Here is a 24,916-nt window from a genome sequence, read left to right as displayed (position 1 = left end):
GATCCTGTCGAGTGGTTGGGTTCTATATTCTGCATGGGCCTGTGGCGAGCACTTCGCGGGTAAACCCGCTCCTACGGGGACCTGCAGGAGCGGGTTTACCCGCGAAGTGCTCGCCACAGGCTTACTTCAACCCAGACGCCCAAGCACCTATGCCGAACATTTTCCTGGTCGAGGACGACAGCGCCCTGTCCGAGCTGATCGCCAGCTACCTGCAACGCAACGACTTCCATGTCCAGGTGATCGCCCGGGGCGATCATGTGCTGGACGAGTACCGTCGGCAAAGGCCTGACCTGGTCATCCTTGACCTGATGCTGCCGGGCATCGATGGCCTGCAGCTGTGCCGGCTGCTGCGCCAGGAGTCGCAGACCCTGCCAATCCTCATGCTGACGGCCCGCGACGACAGCCATGACCAGGTGCTTGGCCTGGAAATGGGGGCCGACGACTACGTGACCAAACCCTGTGAGCCACGCGTGCTGCTGGCCCGCGTGCGCACGCTGCTGCGCCGCAGCAGTGTCAACGAACCGCGCCTGGAAAACGACCTGATCCTGATTGGTGGCCTGCGCATCGACCTGGCCGAGCGCACGGTGAGTTGGCGCGGCGAGGAGGTGGAGCTGTCCAGCGGCGAGTACAACCTGCTGGTGGTGTTGGCGCGCAATGCCGGTGAGGTGATGAACCGCGACCGTATCCTGCAACAACTGCGTGGCATTGAGTTCAATGGCACCGATCGCTCCGTTGACGTGGCCATTTCCAAACTGCGGCGCAAGTTCGACGACAACGCCGGCGAAGCGCGCAAGATCAAGACCGTGTGGGGCAAGGGCTACCTGTTCAGCCGTGTCGAGTGGGAGTGCTGATCGGCCATGCTCAAGATCCTGGTGCGGTTGTACCTGGTGATCATCGTCGCCTACGCCGGCGCATTGCTGTTCATCCCTGACACCATTGTCGGCCTGTTCCGCGACCGGTTCATGGCCTACAACCTGGACCAGGCCAAGGGCGTACAGGCGTTGATCGTGCGCCAGTTCCGCCAGGCCCCGCGCGAGCAGTGGCCAGCGGTGGAGCAGGAACTGGCCAGTGATTTCGCGCCGCTGGAGCTGCAGCTGCTGCGCAGGGATCAGGCCGGTTTGAGCGATGAGGAGCAGGCGCGCCTGGCGCAGGGGCTGTACGCAGTGCGCATTGCCGAGTGGGGCTATTACGAGACGGTGCTGGCGCCGCTGGACAAGGAGTGGCTGGTACGCCTGCATTCCCCGCCGGACCCGCTGGACATCAACGTGCTGTCGTGGGGCGTGACCGTATTGATTGGTGCAGCCATGCTGGGCTGCCTGCTGCTGTGGGTATGGCCGCACTGGCGTGATCTGGAGCGCCTCAAGGAGACCGCTCGGCGCCTGGGCCAGGGGCAGATGGCTGAGCGTACGCACATTTCGCCTCACTCCAACATTGGTGAGCTGGCCGGGGTATTCGACACCATGGCCAGTGACCTGGAACGCCATGTCAACCAGCAGCGTGAACTGCTCAATGCGGTATCGCACGAGTTACGCACGCCACTGACCCGGCTGGACTTCGGCCTGGTGCTGCTGTTCGACGAAGTGCCGCCAGCCAGCCGCAAGCGCCTGCTGGAGCTGGTCGGGCATGTGCGCGAGCTGGATGAACTGGTGCTGGAGCTGCTGTCCTACAGCCGGTTGTACAACGCCGATCAGGCGCGGGAGCGGGTGGAGGTATCGCTGCTGGAGCTGGTCGACAGTGTGCTTGGCGGCTTTGCCGAGGAGCTCGATGGCCGGGGTATCCATTGGGAAGTGCGGGCCGAGGGTGAGTTGCCGCGCTTTGTACTGGACCCGCGGCTGACGGCGCGCGCGGTGCAGAACCTGGTGCGCAATGCCATGCGCTATTGCGATGAAAGCCTGTTGCTGCGCTTGCGCCTGGAAGCCGATGGCGCCTGCTTGCTGACGGTGGAGGATGACGGGATTGGCGTCCCTGTGGAGGAGCGCGAGCGGGTGTTCCAGCCGTTCTACCGTCTGGACCGCAGTCGCGATCGCAACACCGGTGGTTTTGGCCTGGGGTTGGCCATCAGCCGTCGGGCAATCGAGGGGCAGGGTGGCACCTTGACCCTGGCGCAGTCGGCGCTGGGTGGGGCGCAGTTCAGGATTCGTTTGCCCGCCGGATGATGTTTCGCCTGTTCTGCCAGCTGGCGTGATCACAACGCAAAGCGGTCTTGGCTTCCTGCAACACCTGGGCAGGGACGGCGCCGCCACGCGCTGCTCGGCCCCAGCGGGTCCAGCCCTTCAACGCCTATCGCGAACGCTTCACCTCACAGCCGGGCAGCCAAGCGCGAAGTTGTCCAGCGTTCGGGCTTTTTCTTGGGGGCTACATCTTGTAGCTTTACAGGTCGTTTATTCAGGGAGCTGAACATGCAAGGCAAGGCCCGCAAGATCGTCCAGGCCATTCTCTATGAGGCCATCGCCGTCGCCTGTGTGGCGCCTGCGCTGGAGCTGGCGTTCGGCGCCGGCATGGCGCAGTCGACCGTGCTCTCGGTGCTGATGTCGGGTATCGCGATGAGCTGGAACATGGGCTACAACTGGGTGTTCGAACGTTGGGAAGCGCGCCAGCACAAGCGTGAGCGCACCTTCTTGCGGCGCCTGCTGCATGCGCTGGGTTTCGAGGGTGGGCTGGTGGTGATTCTGCTGCCGCTGGTGGCGTACTGGCTGGACGTGAGCCTGTGGGCGGCACTGCTGACCAACCTGGCGCTGTTCGTGTTCTTCTTCGTTTACGCCTTTGTCTTCCAGTGGGGCTTCGACAAGGTGTTCGATGTGCCGCTTTCGGCGCAGCAGGCCAAGTGTTGACTTCTGGCTGCGAGGCAGGCTAAGTTCCTACCCATGAACACATTCCCGCACGTGAACGCCATTATTATTACCGCCATTATCAGCTTGGCGGGCTAGCGCGTACGTGCACCGAACCCGCCCTGGAGGCGGGTTTTTTCTCTCTGACTCCTGGGCAACGTAAAAACAGCCAAGGAGTCATCGATGACCAGCTTCAGTGTCCCTCGTACTACCGTCACCCCCCAGCAACTGCTGTCGGAGCAGGTGCGGCGCATTCTTGCCGCGCCGGTGTACGACCTGGCCATCGAAACGCCCCTGCAAGCGGCCCCGGCCTTGTCTGCCGCCCTGGGCAACCAGGTGTTGCTCAAGCGCGAAGACCTGCAGCCTACGTTTTCGTTCAAGATCCGCGGTGCCTACACCCGCCTGTCGCGTCTGACCGATGTGCAGCGTGAGCGCGGGGTGATCACCGCTTCGGCGGGCAACCATGCCCAGGGCGTGGCCTTGGCGGCATCGCATCTGGGTATCAAAGCAACGATCGTCATGCCCACCACCACGCCATCGTTGAAAGTGGAAGGCGTGCGTTCGCGCGGCGGGCATGTGGTGCTGCATGGCGAGAGCTTCCCGCATGCGCTGGCCCATGCACTGAAGCTGGCCGACAGCGAAGGCGCCACCTTCGTGCCACCGTTCGATGACCCGGATGTGATCGCCGGGCAGGGTACCGTGGCCATGGAGATCCTCCGTCAGCGCCCGGGGCCGCTGGACGCGATCTTTGTGCCCGTGGGCGGTGGTGGGTTGATCGCCGGGATCGCCGCCTATGTGAAGTACCTGCGCCCTGACGTGAAGGTGATCGGCGTCGAACCGGTGGATTCCAACTGCCTGCAGGCTGCCATGGCCGTCGGCGAACGCGTGATCCTGCCGCAGGTCGGCACCTTTGCCGACGGCGTGGCGGTGGCGCAGATCGGCGCCCATTGCTTCGAGCTGTGCCGCCACTTCGTCGACGAGGTGGTGACGGTGAGCAGTGACGAGCTGTGCGCGGCGATCAAGGATATCTACGACGACACCCGTTCGATCACCGAGCCGTCCGGGGCCTTGGCCGTTGCCGGGATCAAGAAGTACGTGGCGCGTGAAGGTGTGCAGGGGCAGACCCTGGTGGCCATCGACTCCGGGGCCAACGTCAATTTCGACCGCTTGCGCCACGTGGCCGAGCGGGCCGAGCTGGGTGAGCAGCGCGAGGCGATCATCGCCGTGACAATTCCGGAACAGCCGGGCAGCTTCCGGGCCTTTTGCCAGGCACTGGGCAAGCGGCAGATCACCGAATTCAACTACCGCTTCTACCCTGGCAAGGAGGCGCGCCTGTTCGTGGGCGTGCAGACCCACCCGGTGCACGACCCGCGTGAGCAGTTGCTGGCCAGCTTGCGGGAGCAGGGGTACAGCGTGCTGGACCTGACCGACAACGAGCTGGCAAAGCTGCATGTGCGCCATACCGTGGGCGGGCATGCCGCGTCAGGGGCTGATGAGCGGGTCCTGCGCTTCGAGTTTCCCGAACGGCCAGGGGCGTTGCTGGGGTTTCTGGAGCGGTTGGGCAAACGTTGGAACATCAGCCTGTTCCATTACCGCAACCATGGTGCGGCGGAGGCGCGGGTGTTCGCTGCTTTGGAAGTGCCAGCGGACGAATTGGCGAGCTTGCCGTTGACGCTGGACGAGATGGGGTACCGGTATTGGGACGAGACTGACAACCCGGCGTACAAGCTGTTCCTGGGCTGAGGCACCTGTGTGGCCAATGCAGGCGTGTCTAGCCGCTTGCTTGCCGCCTTTGTTCGCAGCGTGATCGCCCCGTCCAAAGGGCAGGGCGATCTCCTGCAAGAAACTGCGCGAGCCAACGCGTGGGTTTCAACGCTCGCGCATGAAAAAGCCGGCAACGAACTTGCGGAACGTTTCAAGGCTTTTGAAGTCGGCGTAGCGCTTGAAGTTCTCGGTATCCGGCTCGGGGCCGATGGGCTGTTCCAGCAGCGACACTGACAACACCCGGTCCTGGTCCGAGGTCAGCACCAGTTCATCCATCACCTGCCCACCGATCACGGGGCGACGCATCTGCACTTTCACCCCTTTACTGGCCATCCAGTCGATCAGCGACACCAATGCCTTGAGCGGCTCGCGTTCTTCATCGCGGTACACCGGGAACAGGTGCGCGCGCGACAGCACGGGCACACTGGCCACATGGATCAACTCATAGAAATGGCTGCCGGCGCTGGTCGGCGAGTAGATCATCAACGCCAGCAACGGCCCAGTGGTGCGGCTTCCGCCCCAGTACAGGTGATGCCCCTGGAAGTCGAAGCCTTCCTCGCTGCGGTTGTTGAGCAGCTTGCGCCCTTTGATCTGGTCGACGCAGTCCAACAGCAGGCCGTGGCGGCGGTGGTTGCCAAACACAGAGGCCTCGCGCAGACGGGACTTGAGCATCATCATGTGCTTCATGTCCAGGCGGGTTTCCAGGTAGTTGCTGGCGGGCACCCGCTCCAGCAGCGGATAGCGGCTGGCCACGCTGCGCAACTCGGCAAACTGCGTGGTCAGGTCTTTTTTCAGGTGGGTGGCGTAAAGGTTGAGCCCGCTGGTTTCAATCCAGGTCAGCAGCAGTGACAGCAGGCGCTGCTGTTCGCGTCTGTCGTTGCCATCACCGACGGCGCCGGCCGTGCCAGCACGGAAGTCGCTGATCAGGCGCAAGGGGGTGTCGGGTGGCAGCCAGGCGGCGGGTGGTGCGGGGTCGTTTTCGCGTTCGGCGGCTTCCCGCTCGTCCTTGGTGAACGGGCAGCCTGGCGCGTGCTCGGCAGTGCCCGGGTTGTTCTTGAGGAAGAGCGTACCGGTGCTGCCGTTGAGGGTGACGTTGAGCACCGGCAAGGCATCGTTGCGGCAGTCGCAAGCCAGCCACTGGTTGGCGTTGCGCACTTTCATCAGTAGCTGGTTGGCCTGTAGCAGGCGCGGGCCGGTGAGGCTGCCGGTGGCAAAGCCGACCAGCAGTTCCTCTTCAGCGGGGGTCAGGCTGCGCACCTGGGTGGCGGTTTTGTCGATGATTCGCATGAAGCAGCTCCAAGCTACGAGCCTCAAGCTTCAAGCAAAGTCGCGCGGCTTTCAACTCGCCGCTTGGCTGCCGCCGAACATCTTCGCGGCGCGGGCACGAATCTCGTCGGGGGTCAGGTCCTCTTTGTGGGTGGACACGAACCAGATGTTGCCGAACGGATCTTTCAGGGTGCCGCTGCGGTCACCGTAAAACTGGTCGGTCAAGGGATGTAACTGGATGCCCCCGGCGGCCAGGGCCTGGGCGTAGACCTTGTCGCAGTCTTCAACATACAAGTGCAGGCCAACACCCGCACCGCTGAGCTTCTGGCTGGCGGTGAGGCCGCCTTCCATGTCGCAGGGGTCGCCCAGCATCAGCGACGAATCGCCGATTCTCAGTTCGGCATGGCCAACGCGACCGCCCGGGGCATCGAGGCGGAACATTTCCTTCGCGCCAAAGGCTTGCTTGTAGAACTCGATGGCCTTGGCGGCGTCGTTGATGGCCAGGTAGGGCGTGATGCTGTGCTGGCCTTCGGGGATGGGTTTGACTGCCATGTTCGACTCTCCTGTGCAATGGGCGCCGAAAGGCGCCCTGTTGCTTAGAGTCGTTCGCCCAGATGGAAAATCGACAGTGACGCTAGATCGATTGTCTATAAGCGCGGCGGTCAGAAGATGTAGTCGGTGGTCAGGAAGCTTGACTGGCGGTTGCGAATGATCTCGCTGATCAGCGCTTTGTTGGCCTCCTGGAAGCGGGTGGCGACCAGTGTCCGGATGGAGAACACACGCAAAGCGTCATCCACCGAGAGCGTGCCCTCGGCGCTGTTCTTGCGGCCGTTGAACGGGTAGGTGTCCGGCCCGCGTTGGCACTGAGCATTGATGTTGATGCGCCCGACCTGGTTGGCGAAGATGTCGACGAGGCTGCCGATGGTGGCCGGGTCGTTGCCGAACAGGCTCAGTTGCTGGCCGTAGTCGGAGTCCAGCACATAGTCGATCACTGTCTGCAGGTCGCGGTAGGGCACCACCGGTACCAGCGGGCCGAACTGCTCCTCGTGGTACACGCGCATTTCCCGGCTGACCGGGTACAGCAAGGCCGGGTAGAAGAATGAGCCGCGGCTGTGCCCGCCATTTTCGTTGAGCACGCGCGCGCCCTTTTCCGTCGCATCGGCAACCAGGCCATCGAGGTAGTCGACCTTGCCAGGCTCGGGCAATGGTGTCAGCGCCACGCCAGGTTCCCACGGCATGCCGGGCTTGAGCGCCGCCAATTTGCGCTGAAACTTGTCGAGGAAGGCCTCGACCACATCCTCATGCACGAACAGGATCTTCAGTGCCGTGCAGCGCTGGCCGTTGAACGACAACGCCCCGGTGACGGCCTCTTCGACAGCGTTGTCGAGGTCGACCTGGGGCAGCACGATGCCCGGGTTCTTGGCGTCCAGGCCCAGTGCGGCGCGCAGACGATGCGGGCGTGGGTGCAGTTTTTTCAGGTCGCTGGCGGCCTTGTGGGTGCCGATGAAGGCGAATACATCGACCTTGCCGCTGGCCATCAGCGCGCTCACCGTTTCCCGGCCGCGTCCATAGATGACATTGATCACGCCTGCCGGGAAGCTGTCGCGGAACGCTTCGAGCAAGGGGCGGATCAGCAGTACGCCGAACTTGGCCGGCTTGAACACCACCGTGTTGCCCATGATCAGCGCCGGAATGAGCGTGGTGAAGGTCTCGTTCAGCGGGTAGTTGTAAGGCCCCATGCACAGGGCCACGCCCAGTGGGGCGCGACGGATCTGGCCGAGGGTGCCTTGTTCCAGCTCGAAGCGGCTGGAGCGGCGGTCCAGGTCCTTGAGGGCGTTGATGGTGTCGACGATGTAGTCGCAGGTGCGGTCGAATTCCTTTTCTGAATCCTTCAGGTTCTTGCCGATCTCCCACATCAGCAGCTTGACCACGGCCTGGCGCTGTTCACGCATGCGGGCAAGGAAGGATTCCACATGCTGGATACGCTCGGCCACGCGCATGTTCGGCCAGGCGCCACGGCCTTTGTCATAGGCCTGCACGGCAGCATCGAGGGCGGTCAGCGCGGTCTCGGCATCCAGCAGCGGGGCGCTGCCCAATATGACCTGATGCTCTTCGTCGCCTTGCTTGAGCCACACCGGGCTGCGCACCGTGGCCAACGGGCCGTCCCAGCGCCTGAGCTCACCGTTGACCAGGTAGTCGCGTTGTTCCAGTGGGGCTCCCAGACGCCAGGTTTCCGGGATGTTCTCGGCGCTGGGGAAGAGTGAATCGAGCAAACGGTCCATGGGTACTGCACCTCACATCAAAGGGCGGTTTTCAAGTCAGTTGAATCGTTTCAGCTGCGAGCATGCACTGGGTGTCGGAAAAACACCAGTCTGGCTCAACATGGCCACCCATGCCTGCCCGGCAATCCGTCAGCGGCCTGAGAGACGTTGATGCAAGTCGTCAAAGGTTATTCATGGATAGCGAAGTGGCCAGCGGAGCTTGATGGGCACGGTTATAGCAAATGTGTTGTTGAGCGTCGGTTTGATGCGGGGAACTTGACGCCATGAAACTTGATCTAAAGTCAGCCAGAAGCCGCTTGCCAAAGCGTTTGCAGGCATCTTAAATTGTTACTGAATGTGATAAGAAAGTTGCAAGCCATACTATAAAAATCAAAGTGTTAAGTGTTTTTGCTGGATTTTTCTCTTTTTCCGATTGGCCAATAGTGCACTTCAAAAGGACGTCGAAGAAGAAATGAAAAAGACCTTGACGACTGTGGCGCGCAAGCTCCTGTCGCCCTCCATGCGCTACGAAATCAGGCTGCTGGCCAGCAAAATGCGAGAAATGATGGCGCGTGCCTGTCTCTGGCGTTGGGAAGTCGCCAGGTTTCGCCCGCAACAGGAGAGCCCGTACGAAATCCTCTACATCGGCCGCAAGCAGCAACGGGAAATGGCCAAGCTGCTGATTGGGGGCAAGGGCCAGGGCAGCGCCTCGATCGTGGACGGTGCAAGTGCCACGGCGGCTGCCAGCCACGTCGTGGTCATCAGCGAAATGCCCACGTCGGGGTCGCTGTCAGTGCCGCACTACCTGAGCGCCGTGGTGCCGCTGGGGCGCCCTCTGGAAGACATCACGGCCCGCTACGACAGCGAACTGCGGCGCAGCATTCGCAAGAACCGGCCGCTGTATCACATGCGCCAAGCCCTTTCGGACGAAGAAATCGCCATGGCCGACCGGGATCTGCTGCGCCCTTATGCTTCGGCCCGGCAGGGCATTCATGCCGCGCAGTTTCCTACCGAAGAGGTGTTCCGTATTGCCAAGAGTGTCGGCCGGCTTGACTTGATCATGTTGGGCGATGAAGTGATCGGCTGTCACCTGGGGTGTGAAGTGGTTCGCGGCGGCAAGCGTTACTGGAGCACGTTGCGCTTTGGCTATTGCGAGGCGGTGTTTTCCGATGCGAAGAAACTGCGCGAGGTGAATTCGATCACCACCTTCATGGCGCTTGAATGGGCACTGGAGCAGGGCTTCGATTATTACGACATCGGCCTGTGTCTGGCGCGCCCGGACGACGGCCTGCTGAAGTGGAAGCGCCGCCGCGGTGGTGATATCGATTCGCTGGGTAACCATGCGTACCTGTTTGTCCGCCTGCCCAAGACCGGTACGGCAAAGTTCTTGTGGGATACGCCGATGTTCGCGGTCGAAGGCGACAAGCTGACGTTGCATCTGGGGCTCCCGGATGGCCCAAGCGATGAGGAAGTTGCCAGTCGCTATCACGAAATGGTGTTTGGTGGCCTGCACAAGATTTATCTCTATGGCGGCAGCGGGGCAGGCGAACCGTTTGTGCAAACGTTGCGCAGCCGTTACGCCAGCTTGCAATCACCGCCCACCATGGAAAGAGTCACGAGCAATTGAGTAACTGCCAGGGATGCTTTGATCTGGCGCCTAGGCGCTGTAAGAAAAGCCTTGATACTTGTTCATGCTGCGTTGAAAACCGCCTCGGAATGCTCATGTACTCCAGTACAGTCGGGCGCGACCCCGGCCGTTCCTCGGCTGTTTTCGCCTTGCCTGACCTGCGTCTCAAGACTTTTCGTACAGCGCCTAGCGCCGGGCTCCACACTTCGCCATCAAGGGAGGACGCTTCATGGGAAGCGACATCTCGCAGTTCAGTGCATCGCCCGCAGCCAGGCAACACAGCTGGACCTTGGCCGCCTACCGCCACATGGCGCGCAAACGGCTGGGTGGAAAAGCGGCGACCGATCTCAAGAGCGTCGCCACCAAGTGCTGGGACATCGCCCCGGGCGAAGCCACGGTTTCACCGCCAGCCATTTTCCTGCCTGGCCAGCTGGAGCGGGTAACGGGCTGGGAAGGCAAGCGGTTTTACCCCTACGTGCACCCGGCGCAGACCATGGAGGGGGGCGTCAACACATTGCAAGGGCCAACCCGTGGCTACTTGATCAAGGATGTATGGCTGGTCGAGGGGGCGTTGTACAAGGGCAAAGCCAGCCATTGGCTGTCACAGAAGCCGAGTACCTTCCCGACCATCCTCATCGACCATGAAATCGACCGCGCTGCAATCTACTGCACGCAAAACGGTAACGCCTGGTTCGGCACCTGGTTGATGGAAGACTGTCCGACCTACGCGCTGGCCTGCAACGAGGGCATCCCGGTGACCACCGCCCCGTCTGCCAGGTATCCGCTGTTTACCCAGGCACCGGCCTATGAAGACTGGCTGGACATGAAGCCTTTGCGCCTGCGCAGTGCGTTCTTCCGTGAGCTGGTGCTGTTCGATGACCAGAGCAACAACCGCAGCCGGCATGCTCGCTACCGAGCCATGGGTGACAAGCTGCTCTCGCATGTGTCGTACACGCAGCACCCGGGGGTTTTCCTGTTGCGGGGCGGTGATGGTGACCTGCGCCTGTTGCGCAACGAGCTGGAGCTTGCCGAACACTTGCGTACTACCCGCGGTTTTCGCATCGTCAACCCGCTGAAGTCCGATGTGCCGAGCATTATCGCGGCCTGCGCCGGGGCTAAAGTGGTCATCGGGGTGGAGGGTAGCCAGTTGGTGCATGGCGTGAATGTGCTGCAGGCTGGAGGCTGCCTGCTGACTTTGCAGCCGCCGAACCGTTTCGTCAGTTACTACAAATACCTGACGGATCGTGACCAGCAGCATTTTGGCTTTGTGGTGGGCCTGCCGGAAGGCGATGGTTTCAGGATCGATATTGACGAAGTGGAGCGCACGTTGGATCTGTTCCCACGATAAGTGTGTAGTATCGGTGCATGGATCCGCGGCGGGCAGGGCAGTAGAGGATGATCGAGGTATCACGGTTTTGGCGCGACCCTGCCTTGCCGTTCGTCGAAGCCCGACGGGTAGGGGACGGGCGCAAGGTGTGCTACGCCGCGCACTCTCACGAGAGCTTCTCCATCGGGGTGATCACGGGGGGACGTAGCACTTACATCAACAGTGACCAGTGCGTTGAGGTGGGGGCGGGTACCACCGTGTTGATGAACCCGGGCGTGGTGCATACCTGCAACCCTGTTGCCGGGGAACCCTGGTCTTACCTGATGCTGTTCGTCGATCAGCCTTGGTTGCAGGCAGTGGGTTTTACCCTGCCAACGCAGACCTGGAGCCGCTCACCTGTGTTGTACGGGCGGCTGTTGCAGGCCTTTGCCGACCTGTTCGACGCCAGGCTGCCTGATCGGGAAACCCGCCTGGCGGCCCTGTTCAGCGAGCTGCCGGGCATGCTTGCCCGTAATGCCAGCGAGATTGACCAGGGCAATCCACGGCTGGATGCAGCGGCTGCTTTCATACGCGCCCACCGCAGTGACCCGCTCAGCCTCGAAGACATCTGCGGGGCTTGCGGCCTGTCCCGTTCCTACCTGATTCGTGCCTTTCGCCAACGCTTCGGCCTGACGCCGCATGGTTACCTGCTAGACCAGCGTGTACAACTGGCCCGGGCGCAGTTGCGCCAGGGCCGTTCAATTGCTGAAGTTGCACAGGAGGCCGGGTTCGCTGATCAGGCACACCTGCAGCGGGCATTCAAACAGCACCTGGCGGCGACACCGGGGCATTACAGAAATGCTGTCGCTAGCCTCGGTGCTCCTGCAGGAGCCGTGCATGCCTTAAAGGATCAGGTAAACCGCACTGGCAACCAGTAACACGGCCAGGCTCCGATTGAGCATGCGCAGGTGACGTGGGTTGTCCAGGTACCGGCGAATCACGCTGCCGGCCCAGGCCCAGCAGGCCACTGAGATGAAACAGATCGGCCCGTAGATCCAGGTAAACAGCCACAGCAAGTGCTGTTCACCACCGGTGTAGGCACCCACCCCGGCAACGGCTGCCAACCAGGCTTTGGGGTTCAGCCACTGCATTGCTGCGCCGTGCCAGGCTGATGGGGCTTGGGTAGGCTGTGCGTTGTTCAGGTTACCGTCGTCACTGGCCAGCTTCCACGCCATGTACAGCAGAAACGCCACCCCGCCCCAGTGCAACATCAGGCCCAGCAAAGGCCAGCGAAGCAGCAGTTGATGCAGGCCCAGCCCGACCAGCACCAGCAACAGGCAGAACCCCAGCGTGGCGCCGGCGACATGTGCAACGCTGGCGCGCAGGCCATGGCGGGCACCGCTACCAAGGGCGACGATGTTGACCGGGCCGGGGGAGATCGAGGCCGCAAGGGCGAAAGCGGCCATGGACAGGTACAGGCTCATGAGGAAGATCCACGTGGTTGGAGAGGCGTCATCCTCGCGTCGCCGACGGTCTGATGTATTGAACAAAAGTACCCGCGCACGACGCGCTCCCGCGGGGCGATAGGGCGTTGCAGGGTCGTTACAGGTTTTGTAATAGTTTTGCGCTACAACAGAAACCTGCTGTGCTTGTAGCATCGTTCTCCCAATTTGTTATCAAGGTCTATATGAGCACCTTCGCGGAGCCCCCCAGTCTTCGGCCTTTCTGGCCATCCTTCTCCCGTCCTTGTGACGTGTCCCACGTGAGTACCCGCTAATGGAATGGCTAGCCGACCCCACGGCCTGGCTAGGCCTGTTGACGCTTATTGTCCTCGAGCTGGTGCTGGGTATCGACAACCTGGTGTTCATCGCCATCCTTGCCGACAAGTTGCCGCCCCATCAGCGCGACCGCGCGCGGGTCATTGGCCTGAGCCTGGCGCTCATCATGCGCCTGGGCCTGTTGGCCAGCATTTCGTGGATGGTCACCCTTACCGCGCCGCTGTTCGAAGTGTTCGGCAAGAGCTTCTCTGGCCGTGACCTGATCATGCTGTTCGGTGGTGTGTTCCTGCTGTTCAAGGCCACCATGGAGCTGCACGAACGCCTGGAAGGTCACGTGAGCCAGGCCAGTGGCACGCTGCGCCATGCCGCGTTCTGGCCGATCGTTGCCCAGATCGTGGTACTGGACGCGGTATTCTCGCTGGATGCCGTGATCACGGCGGTGGGCATGGTCGATGAGCTGTCCGTGATGATGATCGCGGTGATCTTCTCGATCGGTATCATGATCGTTGCCAGCAAGCCGCTGACCCGCTTCGTCAACGCCCACCCCACGGTGATCATGCTGTGTCTGGGCTTCCTGATGATGATCGGTTTCAGCCTCACCGCCGAAGGCCTGGGCTTCCATATCCCGAAAGGCTACCTGTACGCGGCCATCGGCTTCTCGATCCTGATCGAGCTGTTCAACCAGCTGGCGCGCGCCCGTCGCAAGCGCAGCCTGCAACAGCACAAGCCGTTGCGTGAACGCACTGCCCATGCCGTGCTGCGCCTGCTGGGCGGCCGCCGGGTCGAGGCTGACGAGGTCGGCGAGGAGATTGCCGATCTGGTCGAAGGTGGCGGCGAGCAGGTGCTGTTCGACCGCCGTGAGCGGGTCATGATCAGCGGCGTGCTGAACCTGGCCGAGCGGCCGATTCGTACGGTGATGACTGCCCGTGCCGAGGTTGATGTGATCGACCTGGCGCAACCGGCCGACGCCATTGCCCAGGCCCTGGCCAATTCGCCGTACTCGCGCCTGCCGCTGATTCGCGATGGTCGCGTGGACGAGCCCCTGGGCTTTGTGCACAAGAAGGAACTGCTGAAGGAACTGCTCTCGGGCAGCCAGCCCGACCTGGAAAGCATGGCCCGGGCGCCGTTGAACCTGCTGGAGAGCTTCAGCATCCTCAATGCCCTGGAGCAAATGCGTGGCCAGTCGACCCATATTGCCTTCGTGGTCAACGAGTTCGGTGACTTCACCGGGCTGTTGACCATGACCGACATCCTTGAGTCGATTGCCGGTGAGCTGCCGGATGCCAGTGAAATTGAAGGCCCGGGCATCGTCCAGGAAGGGGAAGGCTTTGTGGTCAGCGGCGCGCTGAACCTCAGCCAGGTGCAGGCGCGTACTGGCTTCAGTGCCCGTGCTACCGAGGATTACCAGACCCTTGCGGGCCTGGTGATGAGCTTGCTCGACCGCCTGCCGATGGTCGGTGACCGGCTAGCCTGGAATGGCTGGATGCTGACCGTGGAGGCGGTTGAAGAGCGACGGGTACGTCAGGTTCGGCTTACACCGAACGGCGACGCTGACGTAGCAGGTGCTTGAAGCCCTCAAGCACCAGCACCAGTACTGCGGCCCAGATTGGCAGGTAGGTCAGCCACTGATCCGGGCCGATGGTTTCGCCCAGCAGCAACGCCACGCCCACCAGCAGCACGGGTTCGACGTAGCTGAGCAGGCCGAACAGGCTGAATGGCAGCATGCGGCTGGCCAGCACGTAGGCGATAAGCGCCGACGCGCTGATCGCGCCAAGGATCGGCACCAACACATACAGCCCGGGGTGTGCTTGCAGGTCAGCGCTGGAAAGTGGGCTCTGGATCACGAAGTACAGCGCCCACGGCAGCAGCAGGCACATGTCGCACCACAGGCCGCCCAGGTGGTCGGTGCGGCAGCGTCGGCGCAGCACGAAGTAGACCGGGTAGCCGATCGTTACCAGCAGGGTTTCCCAGGCAAAACTGCCATTTTGGTACAGCTCGTGGCCCACGCCCAGTGCGGCGCAGGCCACGGCTACCGTCTGCAGGCGTGACAGGCGCTCGCCATAGACCAGCCGCCCGGTCAGGACCATGGCCAGTGGCAGCAGGAAGTAACCCATCGACACTTCCAGGCTGCGCCCATGCAGGGGCGCCCAGAGAAACAGCCACAGTTGCACCCCCATCAGCCAGGACGTGCCGACCATGCCGAGCAACAGCACCGGCGTGCGTTTTACCCGGCCCATCAGTTCGCCCACCCGCTTCCAGTCTTTCGAGACAAGCATGAACAAGGTGAGGCAGGGCAGTGTCAGCAGGGTGCGCCAGCCAAAGATTTCTTCGCCATCGAGTGGCTTGAGCAGGGAGGTATAGAAGTACATCACAGCGAACAGGCAGGACGCCATGACCGATGAAACAATGCCTTTTGACACGAATGCCTCGAATACGGGAATTGAGCGGGTTGATCAGCCGCGCATGATCTCAGGGGGCGCATCTTGCGGCAACTGCGTTGCGCCCGGGCGGGTGGCCAAGGCTGCGAGGAACTGGGCGGCTGGCATGGGCCTGGCGAACAGGTAACCCTGCTGGAAGTCCACCCCATGCTTGGCCAGGTAGTCGCGCTGCATGTCGGTTTCAACACCCTCGGCGACGATGCCCAGGTCCAGCTTTCCTGACAGTTCAATGATGCTCTCGAGTATGTGCACTGACAGCGCATCGGCGCCGATCATGGCAACGAAGCTCTGGTCGATCTTCAGGTAGTCGACCTTGAATTGCCGCAGGTAGTTGAGGCTCGACTGGCCGGTGCCGAAGTCGTCGAGGGCGATCATCACGCCCATGGCATGCAGCTTTTCGAACAACTCAAGGGTGACCGGGGTGGGCTCGATCAGCTTGCGCTCTGTCAGTTCCAGGGTCAGCACCACCCGGCCGGGCGGAAAGTGCTGCAGGAACGTGCGACAGTCATCCAGCAGGCTGAGGTCGCGGCAGTGGTCAGCGGTGATGTTGACACCAATATGGAAGCCGTCTTCCAACAACCCGGCATAAGGCGCCAGGCTTTGCGCGGTATGTGTCAACAGCGCGCGGGTCATGGCGACAATCTGCCCGCTGTGTTCGGCATAGGGGATGAACAGGTCGGGGCGAACCAGGCCTTCTCGTGGGTGGTGCCAGCGCATCAGCACTTCCGCACCGGCCCAGCGGTAATCGCCCTTGCGCACCACCGGCTGAAAATACGGCAGGAATTCATCGGCCTGCAGGGCACGGTCCAGTTCGGCACGCGGTGAGGTGGCGCGGCGAATCTGCCAGCGGCACGCCAGCGCTGCCAGGGCACCCAGTACCAGCAACAGACTGAGCAGGCCAGGGTAGTGGCTGCGCAACAGTTGGCCTTGCTTGTCGGCACTGTAGCCGCCCTGCACGCTGAAAGGGTAACGCGTTGAGCCTATCAGCACGTTGGCACTGGGGGCGGCAGGGGAGACACCTTTGTGGACCACGCCGTCCTTGCCCATCCAGGCGTCGCCCACGCGGATTTGCAGTTCTTCATCGGGGCCGATCAGGCGCAGTGCTGTTAGCAGGTGGTCGCCGTCCACCGTGGTGATTGCGCCGTGGTCGCCGTCGCTGGCACGGTAGACCAGCAGCGGGTGGCCCGGCGTAACCGAGTTGCCGTCCATCAGCCATAACTTGCCGTCGACGTAATCGCCAGGATTGACCGGTTCGTCGAACTCGCCGAACAGCGAGGTGCAATACAGGTTGTTGTGCCTGAACAGGTTGGTCGAGCGCACGAAGGCATTGCGGGTAACCTGGGCCCGTAGCATGAGCTTGACCTGCTCGCATGGGCTGTCAGTCAGTGGAAGTAGCGAATTGGCGGCACGGGACAGGTTGTCGAGGATGTGTTCGACGTGCTCCAACGCCTGGCGGGTGGTGGCGTGGCTGCTGGCCTGCATTTCACGCTCGACCTGCCAGTTCATCACGGCCAGGCCGCACATAACCGGCAGCACGCCGACGACCCAAGGCAAGAGCGTGCGCCAGCTGAGTGCGGCGCGGCGTTTGGCGGTAAGGGGCATGCTGACCTGACTATCATGGCGTAAAACGAGAGGATAGCCGTTTGTCGCCGCGTACGAGCAACTAAAACGCGACAAACCATTTTACGCAATGTAGAATCGATTTACGAATACAACAATAAGGTCCTTCACCTCCGAAGGATCAAGCCCGCCGAGAATGGGTCCATATGACATACCATGGGTTCAAGCTGATCATAGGTGACTTCCTCGCCCGCAGCGTGCGCGGTATCCCGTGCTCACCGCCGTTTCTGTTCCACATCCTACGCAATCTATAATTTTCGCAGCAGATGAGGACACGAACATGGCTGATATCTTCGACAATCCAATGGGCCTGATGGGCTTCGAGTTCATCGAACTGGCTTCGCCGACCCCTGGCGTACTTGAGCCTGTATTCCAGATACTGGGTTTCACCAAAGTGGCCACCCACCGCTCCAAGGATGTGCACCTGTATCGCCAGGGTGGCATCAACCTGATCCTGAACAATGAACCCAAAAGTATCGCTTCGTACTTCGCCGCTGAACACGGCCCGTCGGTATGTGGCATGGCTTTTCGCGTGCGCAATGCCCATGAGGCTTATGCCCGCGCCCTGGAACTGGGCGCCCAGCCGGTAGAAATCGAAACCGGCCCGATGGAATTGCGCCTGCCTGCGATCAAGGGTATCGGGGGGGCACCGCTCTACCTGATCGACCGCTTCGAGGAAGGCAGTTCGATCTACGACATCGATTTCAACTTCATCGAAGGCGTGGATCGCAACCCGGTGGGTGCTGGCCTGAAAATCATCGACCACCTCACCCATAACGTCTACCGCGGGCGCATGGCCTACTGGGCCGGGTTCTACGAGAAGCTGTTCAACTTCCGTGAAATCCGCTACTTCGACATCAAGGGCGAATACACCGGCCTCACCTCCAAGGCCATGACTGCGCCTGATGGCATGATCCGCATCCCGCTCAACGAAGAGTCGTCCAAGGGCGCAGGGCAGATCGAAGAGTTCCTGATGCAGTTCAACGGTGAAGGTATCCAGCACGTGGCCTTCCTGACTGATGATCTGCTCAAGACCTGGGATGCCCTGAAGGGGCTGGGCATGCGCTTCATGACCGCGCCACCGCAAACCTACTACGAAATGCTGGAAGAGCGCCTGCCTGGCCATGGTGAGCCGGTCGACCAACTGCAAGCGCGTGGCATCCTGCTCGATGGCGCCTCGCAGCCCGAAGACAAGCGCTTGCTGCTGCAGATTTTCTCGGAAACCCTGCTTGGCCCGGTCTTCTTCGAGTTCATCCAGCGCAAAGGTGACGATGGCTTCGGTGAGGGCAACTTCAAGGCGCTGTTCGAATCCATCGAACGTGACCAGGTACGCCGTGGCGTGCTGAGCACAGACTGATCGCCCCTGGAGTACCGTCGTCGTCATGTTCGTTCGGCGGCTGTACCCCGTCTGTTGGCACGTGCCCTGAACAGGGCCAGGTAGACGATCGAGCCGGTCACGATCCCCACCAGCATCAGCGAGGGGACGATCTGCAGCACCGACTGGCGGATTTCCTGAGCGGTGAAACCCTCTGGGTAGCCACCTTTGACCGTGTATCCATACTTGGCCGACATTGCGCTTGTAAAGAACTCGGACTGTGAAGGGCGCTCAAGGTCACGGCTGTCACCGTTGCTCCATATGTAGCGGTCGCCAAATTCGACCAGCAGTGTCAGCCCATCCAGAAAGCCATCCAGCTCGTTGCGAATCTGCATGGCATAGGCGGTGACGATTACGCTATTGCTTTTGCCCTTCTGGTGAAAGTCGACCAGCAGCTTCTGACGCGTATCAGGAGGGCCGTAGGACAGTGCGACTCGCTGGCCGGACGACGCGAAGGATGAATAATGCTCCAGCGAACCTGAAGCCGTGCTGCAGTAGGGTTGATTGTCTTTGAGCAAGGTCAGCGACCTGACCATTGAGCGAATGGCAACCTGGTCCTGCAAGGCACTTTTGACGTTATCGCAAGATTCCCCTGCAAATGGCAGGGTGCGCAGGGCCGTCTCGTGCATTCTGTCCAGTGCATTGTCGACGCTGAAAACCGCCTCCTGAACGGAAATGCTGGCGTTTTCCGCAAGTTTCGCTTCCAGCTGGAAAGCCATCACCAGCAAACCGGAAACCACAGGCACCAGCGCCACTGCAATGAGCAGCAGCAGCTCCACCATGCTGCGCCCCGCGTGCATGATTTTCGACATAGGCTAATAGTTCTCCGCTCTGAAACTGTCCGTGGTGAACAGCTGAGCCCTGAGCCTATGTATTTGCTGACCGGGCTGCTGTAGTCCGGCTGCAGTTGAAGCGGTAGGAAATCGAGCGCCTTGATGTAGCTAACTGCCCTTGAGTTTTTTCAGCACTGCCTCGGCCAGCATGGCGGTAGAAGCGGGGTTCTGCCCGGTGATCAGCCTATCATCGTCGACCACGTACGGCTTCCACGGCTCATCATGTTTGCTGTAATTACCGCCGCGACCTACAAGCTCGATCTCCGTCAAGAAAGGCACTACGTCGTTCAATTCGACCAGTTTTTCCTCTATGTTGGAAAAGCCGGTCACCTTGCGGTCTTTGAGGAGCAGGCAGTTGTTACTCAGCTTGATGTTCAGCAGGCCGACAACGCCGTGACAGACTGCTGCGACAATGCCACCTTTTTCGTAGATTTTGCGTGCCAGTTCTTGCAGAGCCTGGTTTTCCGCGAAGTCATACATCACCCCATGGCCACCGGTGTAATAGATGACGCTGTATTCATCGGCTTTCACCTGCCCTGGGGCCAAGGTACTGCCCAGGCGCGTCATGAAGCGCTTGTCGTCGTACCACTGCCAGTCCAGGTCAGGGGCCATATGCAGGCTTTTCGGGTCGACGGGAACGTAACCGCCCTGTGGGCTGACATAGTCGACGGTGTAGCCGGCCTTTTCGACTTTCTCGACAAAGTGAACGGCTTCACCCAGCCACAACCCGGTCGCCCGTTTGAGGGTTGGATACTTCGCTGTATTGGTCAACACCACCAAAATTTTCTTGCTCATGACCCTGCTCCCATCGGCAACCTGAATGGGCCGGTGCTCCCTGGCCCGAGGGAAAACCTAAATAGCATAGCTGCCACCTGCAAGTACGCCATGGTGTGCGGGACGTGCTGTGCTAACTTGAACCCATCCACGGGCGAGCGTGCCAGGCTTGGCGGCGCTGTGGTCAACCCTGAGCATTGCTGGAGTCACGATATTGGTCGCTAACGGTAAGCCACGCGAGCCCGCGCCGCAGGTCATCCTGCAGTCGCCTGTTTTGCCATCGATCGAGCCGATGGGGGAGCGGATAGCCCAGTTCGACTGGTGGCGTACCTCGCTTGGGCCATTGTCGCGCTGGCCTGCTTCGTTGCGCATAGCCGTGGACATGATGCATTTGTCACCTTTCCCATGTGCGGTGGTCTGGGGGGCGGACCTGTGTGTGGTGCATAACGATGGCTACCGGGCGTTGCGGGCATTACCGGATGCGCTGGGCATGGCGTTCGATACCCTGTGGAGTGATATCTGGCCTGCAGTGGGCCCCTGGGTGTTCAAGGCACTGGAAGGCCACTCGAATTTTGTCGAGGACCCACCCCTGCGTATCGTCCGCAGTGAAGGCGCCGAACCACTATGGTGCGCATTCGGTTATGCCCCCCTGCACGATGAACTCGGTAACGTGGCGGGGTTTCTGCATACGGTGATCGAGACCACGGCCAGCGTCGAGGCCCACCGCCATTGGCGTGAGCAGGTGCAGAGCTTTGAACGCCAGGTTGAGCAGCATGTGGCCGAGCGAGAGCAGTTCTGGTTGCTGTCGCGCGAAGCGATGATGATGCTCACCCCTGAATTGAAATTGCATGCTGCCAACCCTGCCTGGTACCGCATTCTGGGCTGGACACAAGAGCAGGTGCAGGCGATGTCGGTGATGGAGCTGGTGCACCCGACAGAGCGTACCGAAGTACGATTGGCAGTGTCCGGGCTGTTCCAATGCAGCCACGCGGAGCAGCTGGAGATCCGCCTGCGACACCGCGATGGTCACTACCACTGGTTTCGCTGGAGTGCACGGTTTGACGGCAACCTGCTGACGGCGGTTGGCCGGGACATCACCGCAGACCGTGAAGAGGCTGCGCGTCAGGCAGAGGCGCTGATGCACAACAGTGAGCGTATGGAGGTGGTTGGCCAGTTGGCGGGCGGCATGGGCCATGAAATGAACAACTTGCTGTCCGGTATCGGTGGCAGCCTCGAACTGCTGCAGCGGCGCCTGCAGGAGGGGCGGCTGGAGCGTGTGGAAGCCTACGTGGACGTTGCGCGCGACGCGGTGCAGCGTGCCATGGACCTTACCCATCGGTTGATCGCATTTTCCCGCCATCAGCCATTGGCCCCGCGGCCACTGGACTTCAGTCGGCAGTTACGCCTGAGCGAACCCCTGTTGCTGCGGGCGCTGGGGGCAGAGATGCGTTTGCACTGGCAACTGGACGTTGCACCTTGGGCAGTGAGCCTGGACGTACCCCAGCTAGAGAATGCCTTGATCCACTTGTGTGCCAATGCGCGTGAAGCATGCCTGGAACAGGGCAATGTCACCCTCAGCAGCGTCAACGAACGGCTGACCGCCTTTTTCCCGGATGAAGGGGGCTTGCCGCCAGGCGACTATGTGGCCTTGCATGTCGAGGACGATGGCCATGGCATGGCAGCGGCGGATATCGCCAGGGCTTTCGAACCGTTTTACACAACCAAACCTCTCGGGCGTGGTGCCGGGCTTGGCCTGTCGATGGTGTATGGCTTCGTCCGTCAGTCGGGCGGGTATGCCTGGATCGAGTCGGCGCCGGAGCAGGGCACCAGGGTTTCCATGCTTTTCCCCAGGTGCCATGAGCCGGTTCCGGATGAGCCCGCGCCGGTACTGCTGTCGCAGCGCATGGCCCGGGGCGAGCGCCTGCTGCTGGTGGATGACGAGCTTGATCTGCGCGCGGTCATGCGTGAATACCTGACTGAGCGTGGTTTTGACGTCACGGATGTGGGCGATGCCAATAGCGCACTGGAGCGCTTTCGCCATAGCGGCCCTTTCGATCTGGTCATCACCGATATCGGCTTGCCGGGTGGGTTCAGTGGCCGGCAAGTGGCCAAGGCCATGCGCATGCAGCTTGCACAGCAGAAAATTCTGTTTATTACCGGATATGCGGATCAGTCCATTGAACCGCAATTGCTCGATCAGCCGGGCACGGCATTGTTGAACAAGCCGTTTTCGCTGGCGCTGCTTGCCGATGAGGCGCTACGCATGCTTGACGTGTAAAGCGCTTCAAGGCTTGCCTAGAATCTGTGCCACTCGCGTCTGTAACTGCTGCAACTCGAACGGCTTGCAGATCAGCTGCATGCCTGCGCCCAGGAAGCCTTCGCGGGCCATGGCCGTTTCCGCGTAGCCAGTGATGAACAGCACCGGTAATTGTGGCCGCAGGCTGCGGGCAATTTCTGCCAGTTGCCGGCCGTTCATGCCGGGCAAGCCCACATCGGTGATGAGCAAATCCACCGGTTGTGCCGAGCGCAGCACCTTCAGTCCCTCGTTGGCGTCGGCTGCGCTTTGGCAGGGGAAGCCGTTTTCGCCCAGTGCCTGGCAAAGCAGTTGGCGCACATGGGGATCGTCCTCGACAATCAGCACGTGTCGGCTGCAGCCGTCTTGCCTGGCCGGCACAGGCTTGCTGGATGGCAGGGCCTGGTCAACATGGCGTGGCAAATACAGCTCCACCTGGGTTCCCTGGCCAATCTCGCTGCTGAGGGTGATATGTCCATGGGACTGCTTGCTGAAGCCGTACACCATCGACAACCCCAGGCCAATGCCCTGGCCGGTCGCCTTGGTGCTGAAGAAGGGTTCGAAGGCGTGCTCCAGCGTGCTTTGCGCCATGCCTTGGCCGCTGTCGGTGATTCGCAGGCGCACATAGTCGCCAGTGCGCAAAGCGCCGTCCGCAGCTTGCTCGGTGGCGATGTGATGATTGTTCGCCTCGATGCGTAGCAGGCCACCGTTGGGCATGGCCTCGCTGGCATTGAGCAGCAGGTTGTCGAGGGCCTCTTGCAACTGCTGGTCATCCGCCTCCACGGGCCACAGGTCTTTGGCCGCGTGCACTTGCAGGGTTATTGACGGGCTCAGGCAAGCTTCCAGGCGTTCTGTCTTGAGCAAGGTAGGCAGGTCTATACGTTGGCTGTGCAGCGATTGGCGGGAAGAGAAGGCCAGCAGGCGGTGGGTCAGGCGGGCGGCGCGTGAAACGGCCTCGCGGCCCATGCACAGAACGCCATCCAGTCCCTCGCCGCGGCCTTGGCGCAGCCGCCGCTGGATGAGTTCGAAGCTGCCGCTGATGCTGGTGAGCAGGTTGTTGAAGTCATGAGCGACGCCGCCGGCCAGTTGGCCGATGGCCTCCATCTTGCGTGTCTGGCAGCGGGCGAATTCACCGCGGTCCTGCTCTTCTTCCGGCGTTGAAGGCCGGCTGTCCAGGCGCTGCTGCATGCCATGGAGCTGGTCACGTGTCACGTACTGTCGCCGCCGATTGCGCAGCGCGGACTGGGTCATGTGCAGCAACTGGGCATTTTCGTAGGGCGTGACCAGCCAGAGAAGATTGCCCACTGGATGATGATTCACCCCAGCGGCCGACCAGGCGCCCTGGGTCAGCAGCACAATGGGCAAATCCGACCAGCTCGGTTGCTGGTCGATGAATGCCTGCAGCAAGGCGCTTGGGCCTTGGCTGAACACTTGCTCGGCAATAATCGCCAAGCCTGCGCCTTCGGCCAGACGCGCCTGCAGGTTGGCCAGGTCGACCGCGCAGAGGCTGTTGATGCCGGCGGAAGTCAACAGACGTGAGGTATCCGCCGCCAGTTGTGGCGGTGCGAGGATCAAGGCACGTTCATCCAGCGCCAACGAACTGGCCAAAACGACTCTCCTTTAGGGTGGCCTGATACCCACTGGACCCTGGCGCAGGCTCAGGGTTCAACTGAATCCAGGCACTGCCTACAGGCCCTGTTGCAGTGCAGGGTCGTCCGGGTTCTGGCGCTCCAGCTCGGCTAACGAAACTTGCACGTTCTGCAGTTGGCCGGACTCTTTCCAGTACTGGATCAGCAGCACCCGTACCCGGCGATTGGCTGGCTGGCGATTGAGCACGGTTTCCAGTTGCTTCTGGGCGGCGTCGGGCTGGTCCAGCTCATGCAGAGTGACCGCCAGGGTATAGCGGTAATCGGCGTTGTCCGGGTCCAGTTCCACGGCGCGGGACAGGGCCAGCAAGGCATATTCGTGCTGTTCGTGGCGCTTCAGCCAAAGCCCTAGCTCATACTGCAGAAAGGCCGAGTCGGGGCTCAGCGCCAGGGCTTTGCCCAGCACCTGGCGGGAGGCGTCGTGGTGGCCCTGGCGCTCGAGCAGGCGTACCTGAGTTGCCAGGGCATCGAGGTTGCCGGGGGCAACCGCGAGCGCACGTTGCAAGGCCGCAGCGGCCTGCGTGTAGTCGTTTTCGTGCAGGTACAGGCGCGCCAGGTGCACTTGGGCGTCGGCATCTTCAGGCTGTTGCTCCAGGGCTTGCTGGTATTGCTCCAGGGCTGACTGCAGGGGGCCGAAATAGAGGCCGATGGCGTCGGGATCGAGGCCCAGCAGGGCATCCACGGCGGCAAAACGCACGCTTTGCTCACTGTCGTCCAGCAGCGGGCCGAGTACCAGGCTGCGCTGCGCTGGCGGTAGCAGGCGGCGGATACTGGCAATGGCCGCTCGACGCACCAGCGGCTCGGCATTTTCCAGGTCCTGGCGGGCCAGTTTCAATGCCTGCGGCGAGGGGTAGTTGGGCAACTCATCGTAGAGCGCCGCACGGCGGATCGCAGGCAGGTCGTTACGTTGCAATTGCTGGTACAGCACCCGTGCGGCACCGGGCTGGCCATCGTGGGCCTGGCGCAGCGCCTTGGCGTAGCTGTGTGCTGGCAAGGTCGGCGGGGTTGGCGGGGCGTCGCGCCACAGGTAGCCGAACAGGGCCGATACCAGAATCGACAACAGCAGGGCGATCAGGTAGCGGTTGCGTCTGGGCATCGGACGATCCG

20 protein-coding genes are annotated in these 24,916 nt (G+C 61.7%); 10 read left to right on the top strand and 10 right to left on the bottom strand.

What is annotated here, in order from left to right; genetic code table 11:
* Positions 1 to 149: 149 nt before the first annotated feature.
* The 4 genes from BJQ17_RS10860 (at position 150) to ilvA (ending at position 4,571) form a co-directional block, all read left to right on the top strand.
* Positions 150 to 851 (top strand): response regulator transcription factor, encoded by a 702-nt coding sequence (locus BJQ17_RS10860; RefSeq protein ID WP_003253889.1) that lies wholly within the window; start codon positions 150 to 152, stop codon positions 849 to 851.
* A 6-nt stretch (positions 852 to 857) separates the two neighbouring features.
* Positions 858 to 2,156: an ATP-binding protein gene (locus BJQ17_RS10855; protein ID WP_004577476.1), complete on the top strand. Its 1,299-nt coding sequence runs from the start codon at positions 858 to 860 to the stop codon at positions 2,154 to 2,156.
* Positions 2,157 to 2,399: 243 nt separating this feature from the next.
* The gene (locus tag BJQ17_RS10850; protein ID WP_003253887.1) at positions 2,400 to 2,831 is read left to right on the top strand and encodes a PACE efflux transporter; all 432 of its coding nucleotides are present in this window, start codon (positions 2,400 to 2,402) and stop codon (positions 2,829 to 2,831) included.
* A gap of 180 nt (positions 2,832 to 3,011) precedes the next feature.
* Positions 3,012 to 4,571, top strand: a complete 1,560-nt coding sequence (gene ilvA / locus BJQ17_RS10845; protein ID WP_083285042.1) for a threonine ammonia-lyase, biosynthetic — start codon at positions 3,012 to 3,014, stop codon at positions 4,569 to 4,571.
* Positions 4,572 to 4,697: 126 nt separating this feature from the next.
* Here ilvA and BJQ17_RS10840 read toward each other — a convergent pair whose 3' ends face one another.
* The 3 genes from BJQ17_RS10840 to BJQ17_RS10830 form a co-directional block, all read right to left on the bottom strand.
* Positions 4,698 to 5,879, bottom strand: a complete 1,182-nt coding sequence (locus BJQ17_RS10840; protein ID WP_019751408.1) for a hypothetical protein — start codon at positions 5,877 to 5,879, stop codon at positions 4,698 to 4,700.
* 51 nt (positions 5,880 to 5,930) lie between these two features.
* Entirely contained in the window at positions 5,931 to 6,410 is a 480-nt protein-coding gene (locus BJQ17_RS10835; protein WP_004577478.1) for a VOC family protein, read from the bottom strand.
* A 110-nt stretch (positions 6,411 to 6,520) separates the two neighbouring features.
* The gene (locus tag BJQ17_RS10830; protein WP_003253882.1) at positions 6,521 to 8,140 is read right to left on the bottom strand and encodes an NADP-dependent glyceraldehyde-3-phosphate dehydrogenase; all 1,620 of its coding nucleotides are present in this window, start codon (positions 8,138 to 8,140) and stop codon (positions 6,521 to 6,523) included.
* 451 nt (positions 8,141 to 8,591) lie between these two features.
* Here BJQ17_RS10830 and BJQ17_RS10825 point away from each other — a divergent pair, with 451 nt between their 5' ends.
* The 3 genes from BJQ17_RS10825 (at position 8,592) to BJQ17_RS10815 (ending at position 11,990) form a co-directional block, all read left to right on the top strand.
* Entirely contained in the window at positions 8,592 to 9,746 is a 1,155-nt protein-coding gene (locus BJQ17_RS10825; RefSeq protein ID WP_070096025.1) for a hypothetical protein, read from the top strand.
* 229 nt (positions 9,747 to 9,975) lie between these two features.
* Positions 9,976 to 11,094, top strand: coding sequence for a glycosyltransferase 61 family protein (locus BJQ17_RS10820; RefSeq protein ID WP_070096024.1), 1,119 nt, complete (start codon positions 9,976 to 9,978; stop codon positions 11,092 to 11,094).
* Positions 11,095 to 11,141: 47 nt separating this feature from the next.
* Positions 11,142 to 11,990 carry an AraC family transcriptional regulator gene (locus tag BJQ17_RS10815; protein ID WP_003253877.1) on the top strand — a complete coding sequence of 283 codons (849 nt, stop codon included), beginning with the start codon at positions 11,142 to 11,144 and terminating at the stop codon, positions 11,988 to 11,990.
* On the opposite strand, the gene BJQ17_RS10810 is transcribed toward BJQ17_RS10815, so the two are convergent.
* On the bottom strand, positions 11,955 to 12,536 hold the full coding sequence (locus BJQ17_RS10810; protein ID WP_003253874.1) for a LysE family translocator: 582 nt from the start codon (positions 12,534 to 12,536) through the stop codon (positions 11,955 to 11,957). The genes BJQ17_RS10815 and BJQ17_RS10810 overlap by 36 nt on opposite strands.
* Positions 12,537 to 12,828: 292 nt before the next feature.
* Here BJQ17_RS10810 and BJQ17_RS10805 point away from each other — a divergent pair, with 292 nt between their 5' ends.
* Positions 12,829 to 14,400, top strand: coding sequence for a TerC family protein (locus tag BJQ17_RS10805; protein ID WP_003253871.1), 1,572 nt, complete (start codon positions 12,829 to 12,831; stop codon positions 14,398 to 14,400).
* On the opposite strand, the gene rarD is transcribed toward BJQ17_RS10805, so the two are convergent.
* Together rarD and BJQ17_RS10795 are read right to left on the bottom strand one after the other, a co-directional pair.
* Positions 14,363 to 15,250, bottom strand: coding sequence for an EamA family transporter RarD (rarD, locus tag BJQ17_RS10800; RefSeq protein WP_003253870.1), 888 nt, complete (start codon positions 15,248 to 15,250; stop codon positions 14,363 to 14,365). The genes BJQ17_RS10805 and rarD overlap by 38 nt on opposite strands.
* 33 nt (positions 15,251 to 15,283) lie before the next feature.
* The gene (locus tag BJQ17_RS10795) at positions 15,284 to 16,870 is read right to left on the bottom strand and encodes a cyclic diguanylate phosphodiesterase (protein WP_003253867.1); all 1,587 of its coding nucleotides are present in this window, start codon (positions 16,868 to 16,870) and stop codon (positions 15,284 to 15,286) included.
* Between the two features lie 298 nt (positions 16,871 to 17,168).
* On the opposite strand from BJQ17_RS10795, the gene hppD reads away from it, so the two are divergent.
* Complete coding sequence (hppD, locus tag BJQ17_RS10790) at positions 17,169 to 18,245, top strand: 4-hydroxyphenylpyruvate dioxygenase (protein WP_003253865.1); 1,077 nt, start codon at positions 17,169 to 17,171, stop codon at positions 18,243 to 18,245.
* Between the two features lie 23 nt (positions 18,246 to 18,268).
* On the opposite strand, the gene BJQ17_RS10785 is transcribed toward hppD, so the two are convergent.
* Entirely contained in the window at positions 18,269 to 19,075 is an 807-nt protein-coding gene (locus BJQ17_RS10785; RefSeq protein ID WP_003253863.1) for a CSS-motif domain-containing protein, read from the bottom strand.
* A 129-nt stretch (positions 19,076 to 19,204) separates the two neighbouring features.
* Positions 19,205 to 19,891: a type 1 glutamine amidotransferase domain-containing protein gene (locus tag BJQ17_RS10780; protein WP_003253860.1), complete on the bottom strand. Its 687-nt coding sequence runs from the start codon at positions 19,889 to 19,891 to the stop codon at positions 19,205 to 19,207.
* A 193-nt stretch (positions 19,892 to 20,084) separates the two neighbouring features.
* On the opposite strand from BJQ17_RS10780, the gene BJQ17_RS10775 reads away from it, so the two are divergent.
* Positions 20,085 to 22,148 (top strand): PAS domain-containing sensor histidine kinase, encoded by a 2,064-nt coding sequence (locus BJQ17_RS10775; protein WP_083285041.1) that lies wholly within the window; start codon positions 20,085 to 20,087, stop codon positions 22,146 to 22,148.
* Positions 22,149 to 22,154: 6 nt separating this feature from the next.
* Here BJQ17_RS10775 and BJQ17_RS10770 read toward each other — a convergent pair whose 3' ends face one another.
* Positions 22,155 to 23,771 carry a response regulator gene (locus tag BJQ17_RS10770; protein WP_070096023.1) on the bottom strand — a complete coding sequence of 539 codons (1,617 nt, stop codon included), beginning with the start codon at positions 23,769 to 23,771 and terminating at the stop codon, positions 22,155 to 22,157.
* Positions 23,772 to 23,849: 78 nt separating this feature from the next.
* A complete protein-coding gene (locus tag BJQ17_RS10765) occupies positions 23,850 to 24,905 on the bottom strand; it encodes a HEAT repeat domain-containing protein (protein ID WP_004576565.1) in 1,056 nt (351 codons plus the stop codon).
* Between the last annotated feature and the right edge of the window lie 11 nt (positions 24,906 to 24,916).

The organism is Pseudomonas sp. NBRC 111139 (assembly GCF_001753955.1).
Classification (GTDB): domain Bacteria; phylum Pseudomonadota; class Gammaproteobacteria; order Pseudomonadales; family Pseudomonadaceae; genus Aquipseudomonas; species Aquipseudomonas alloputida.
Note: the sequence above shows the minus strand (reverse complement) of the source record. Positions and strands in the feature narration are given on the sequence as shown.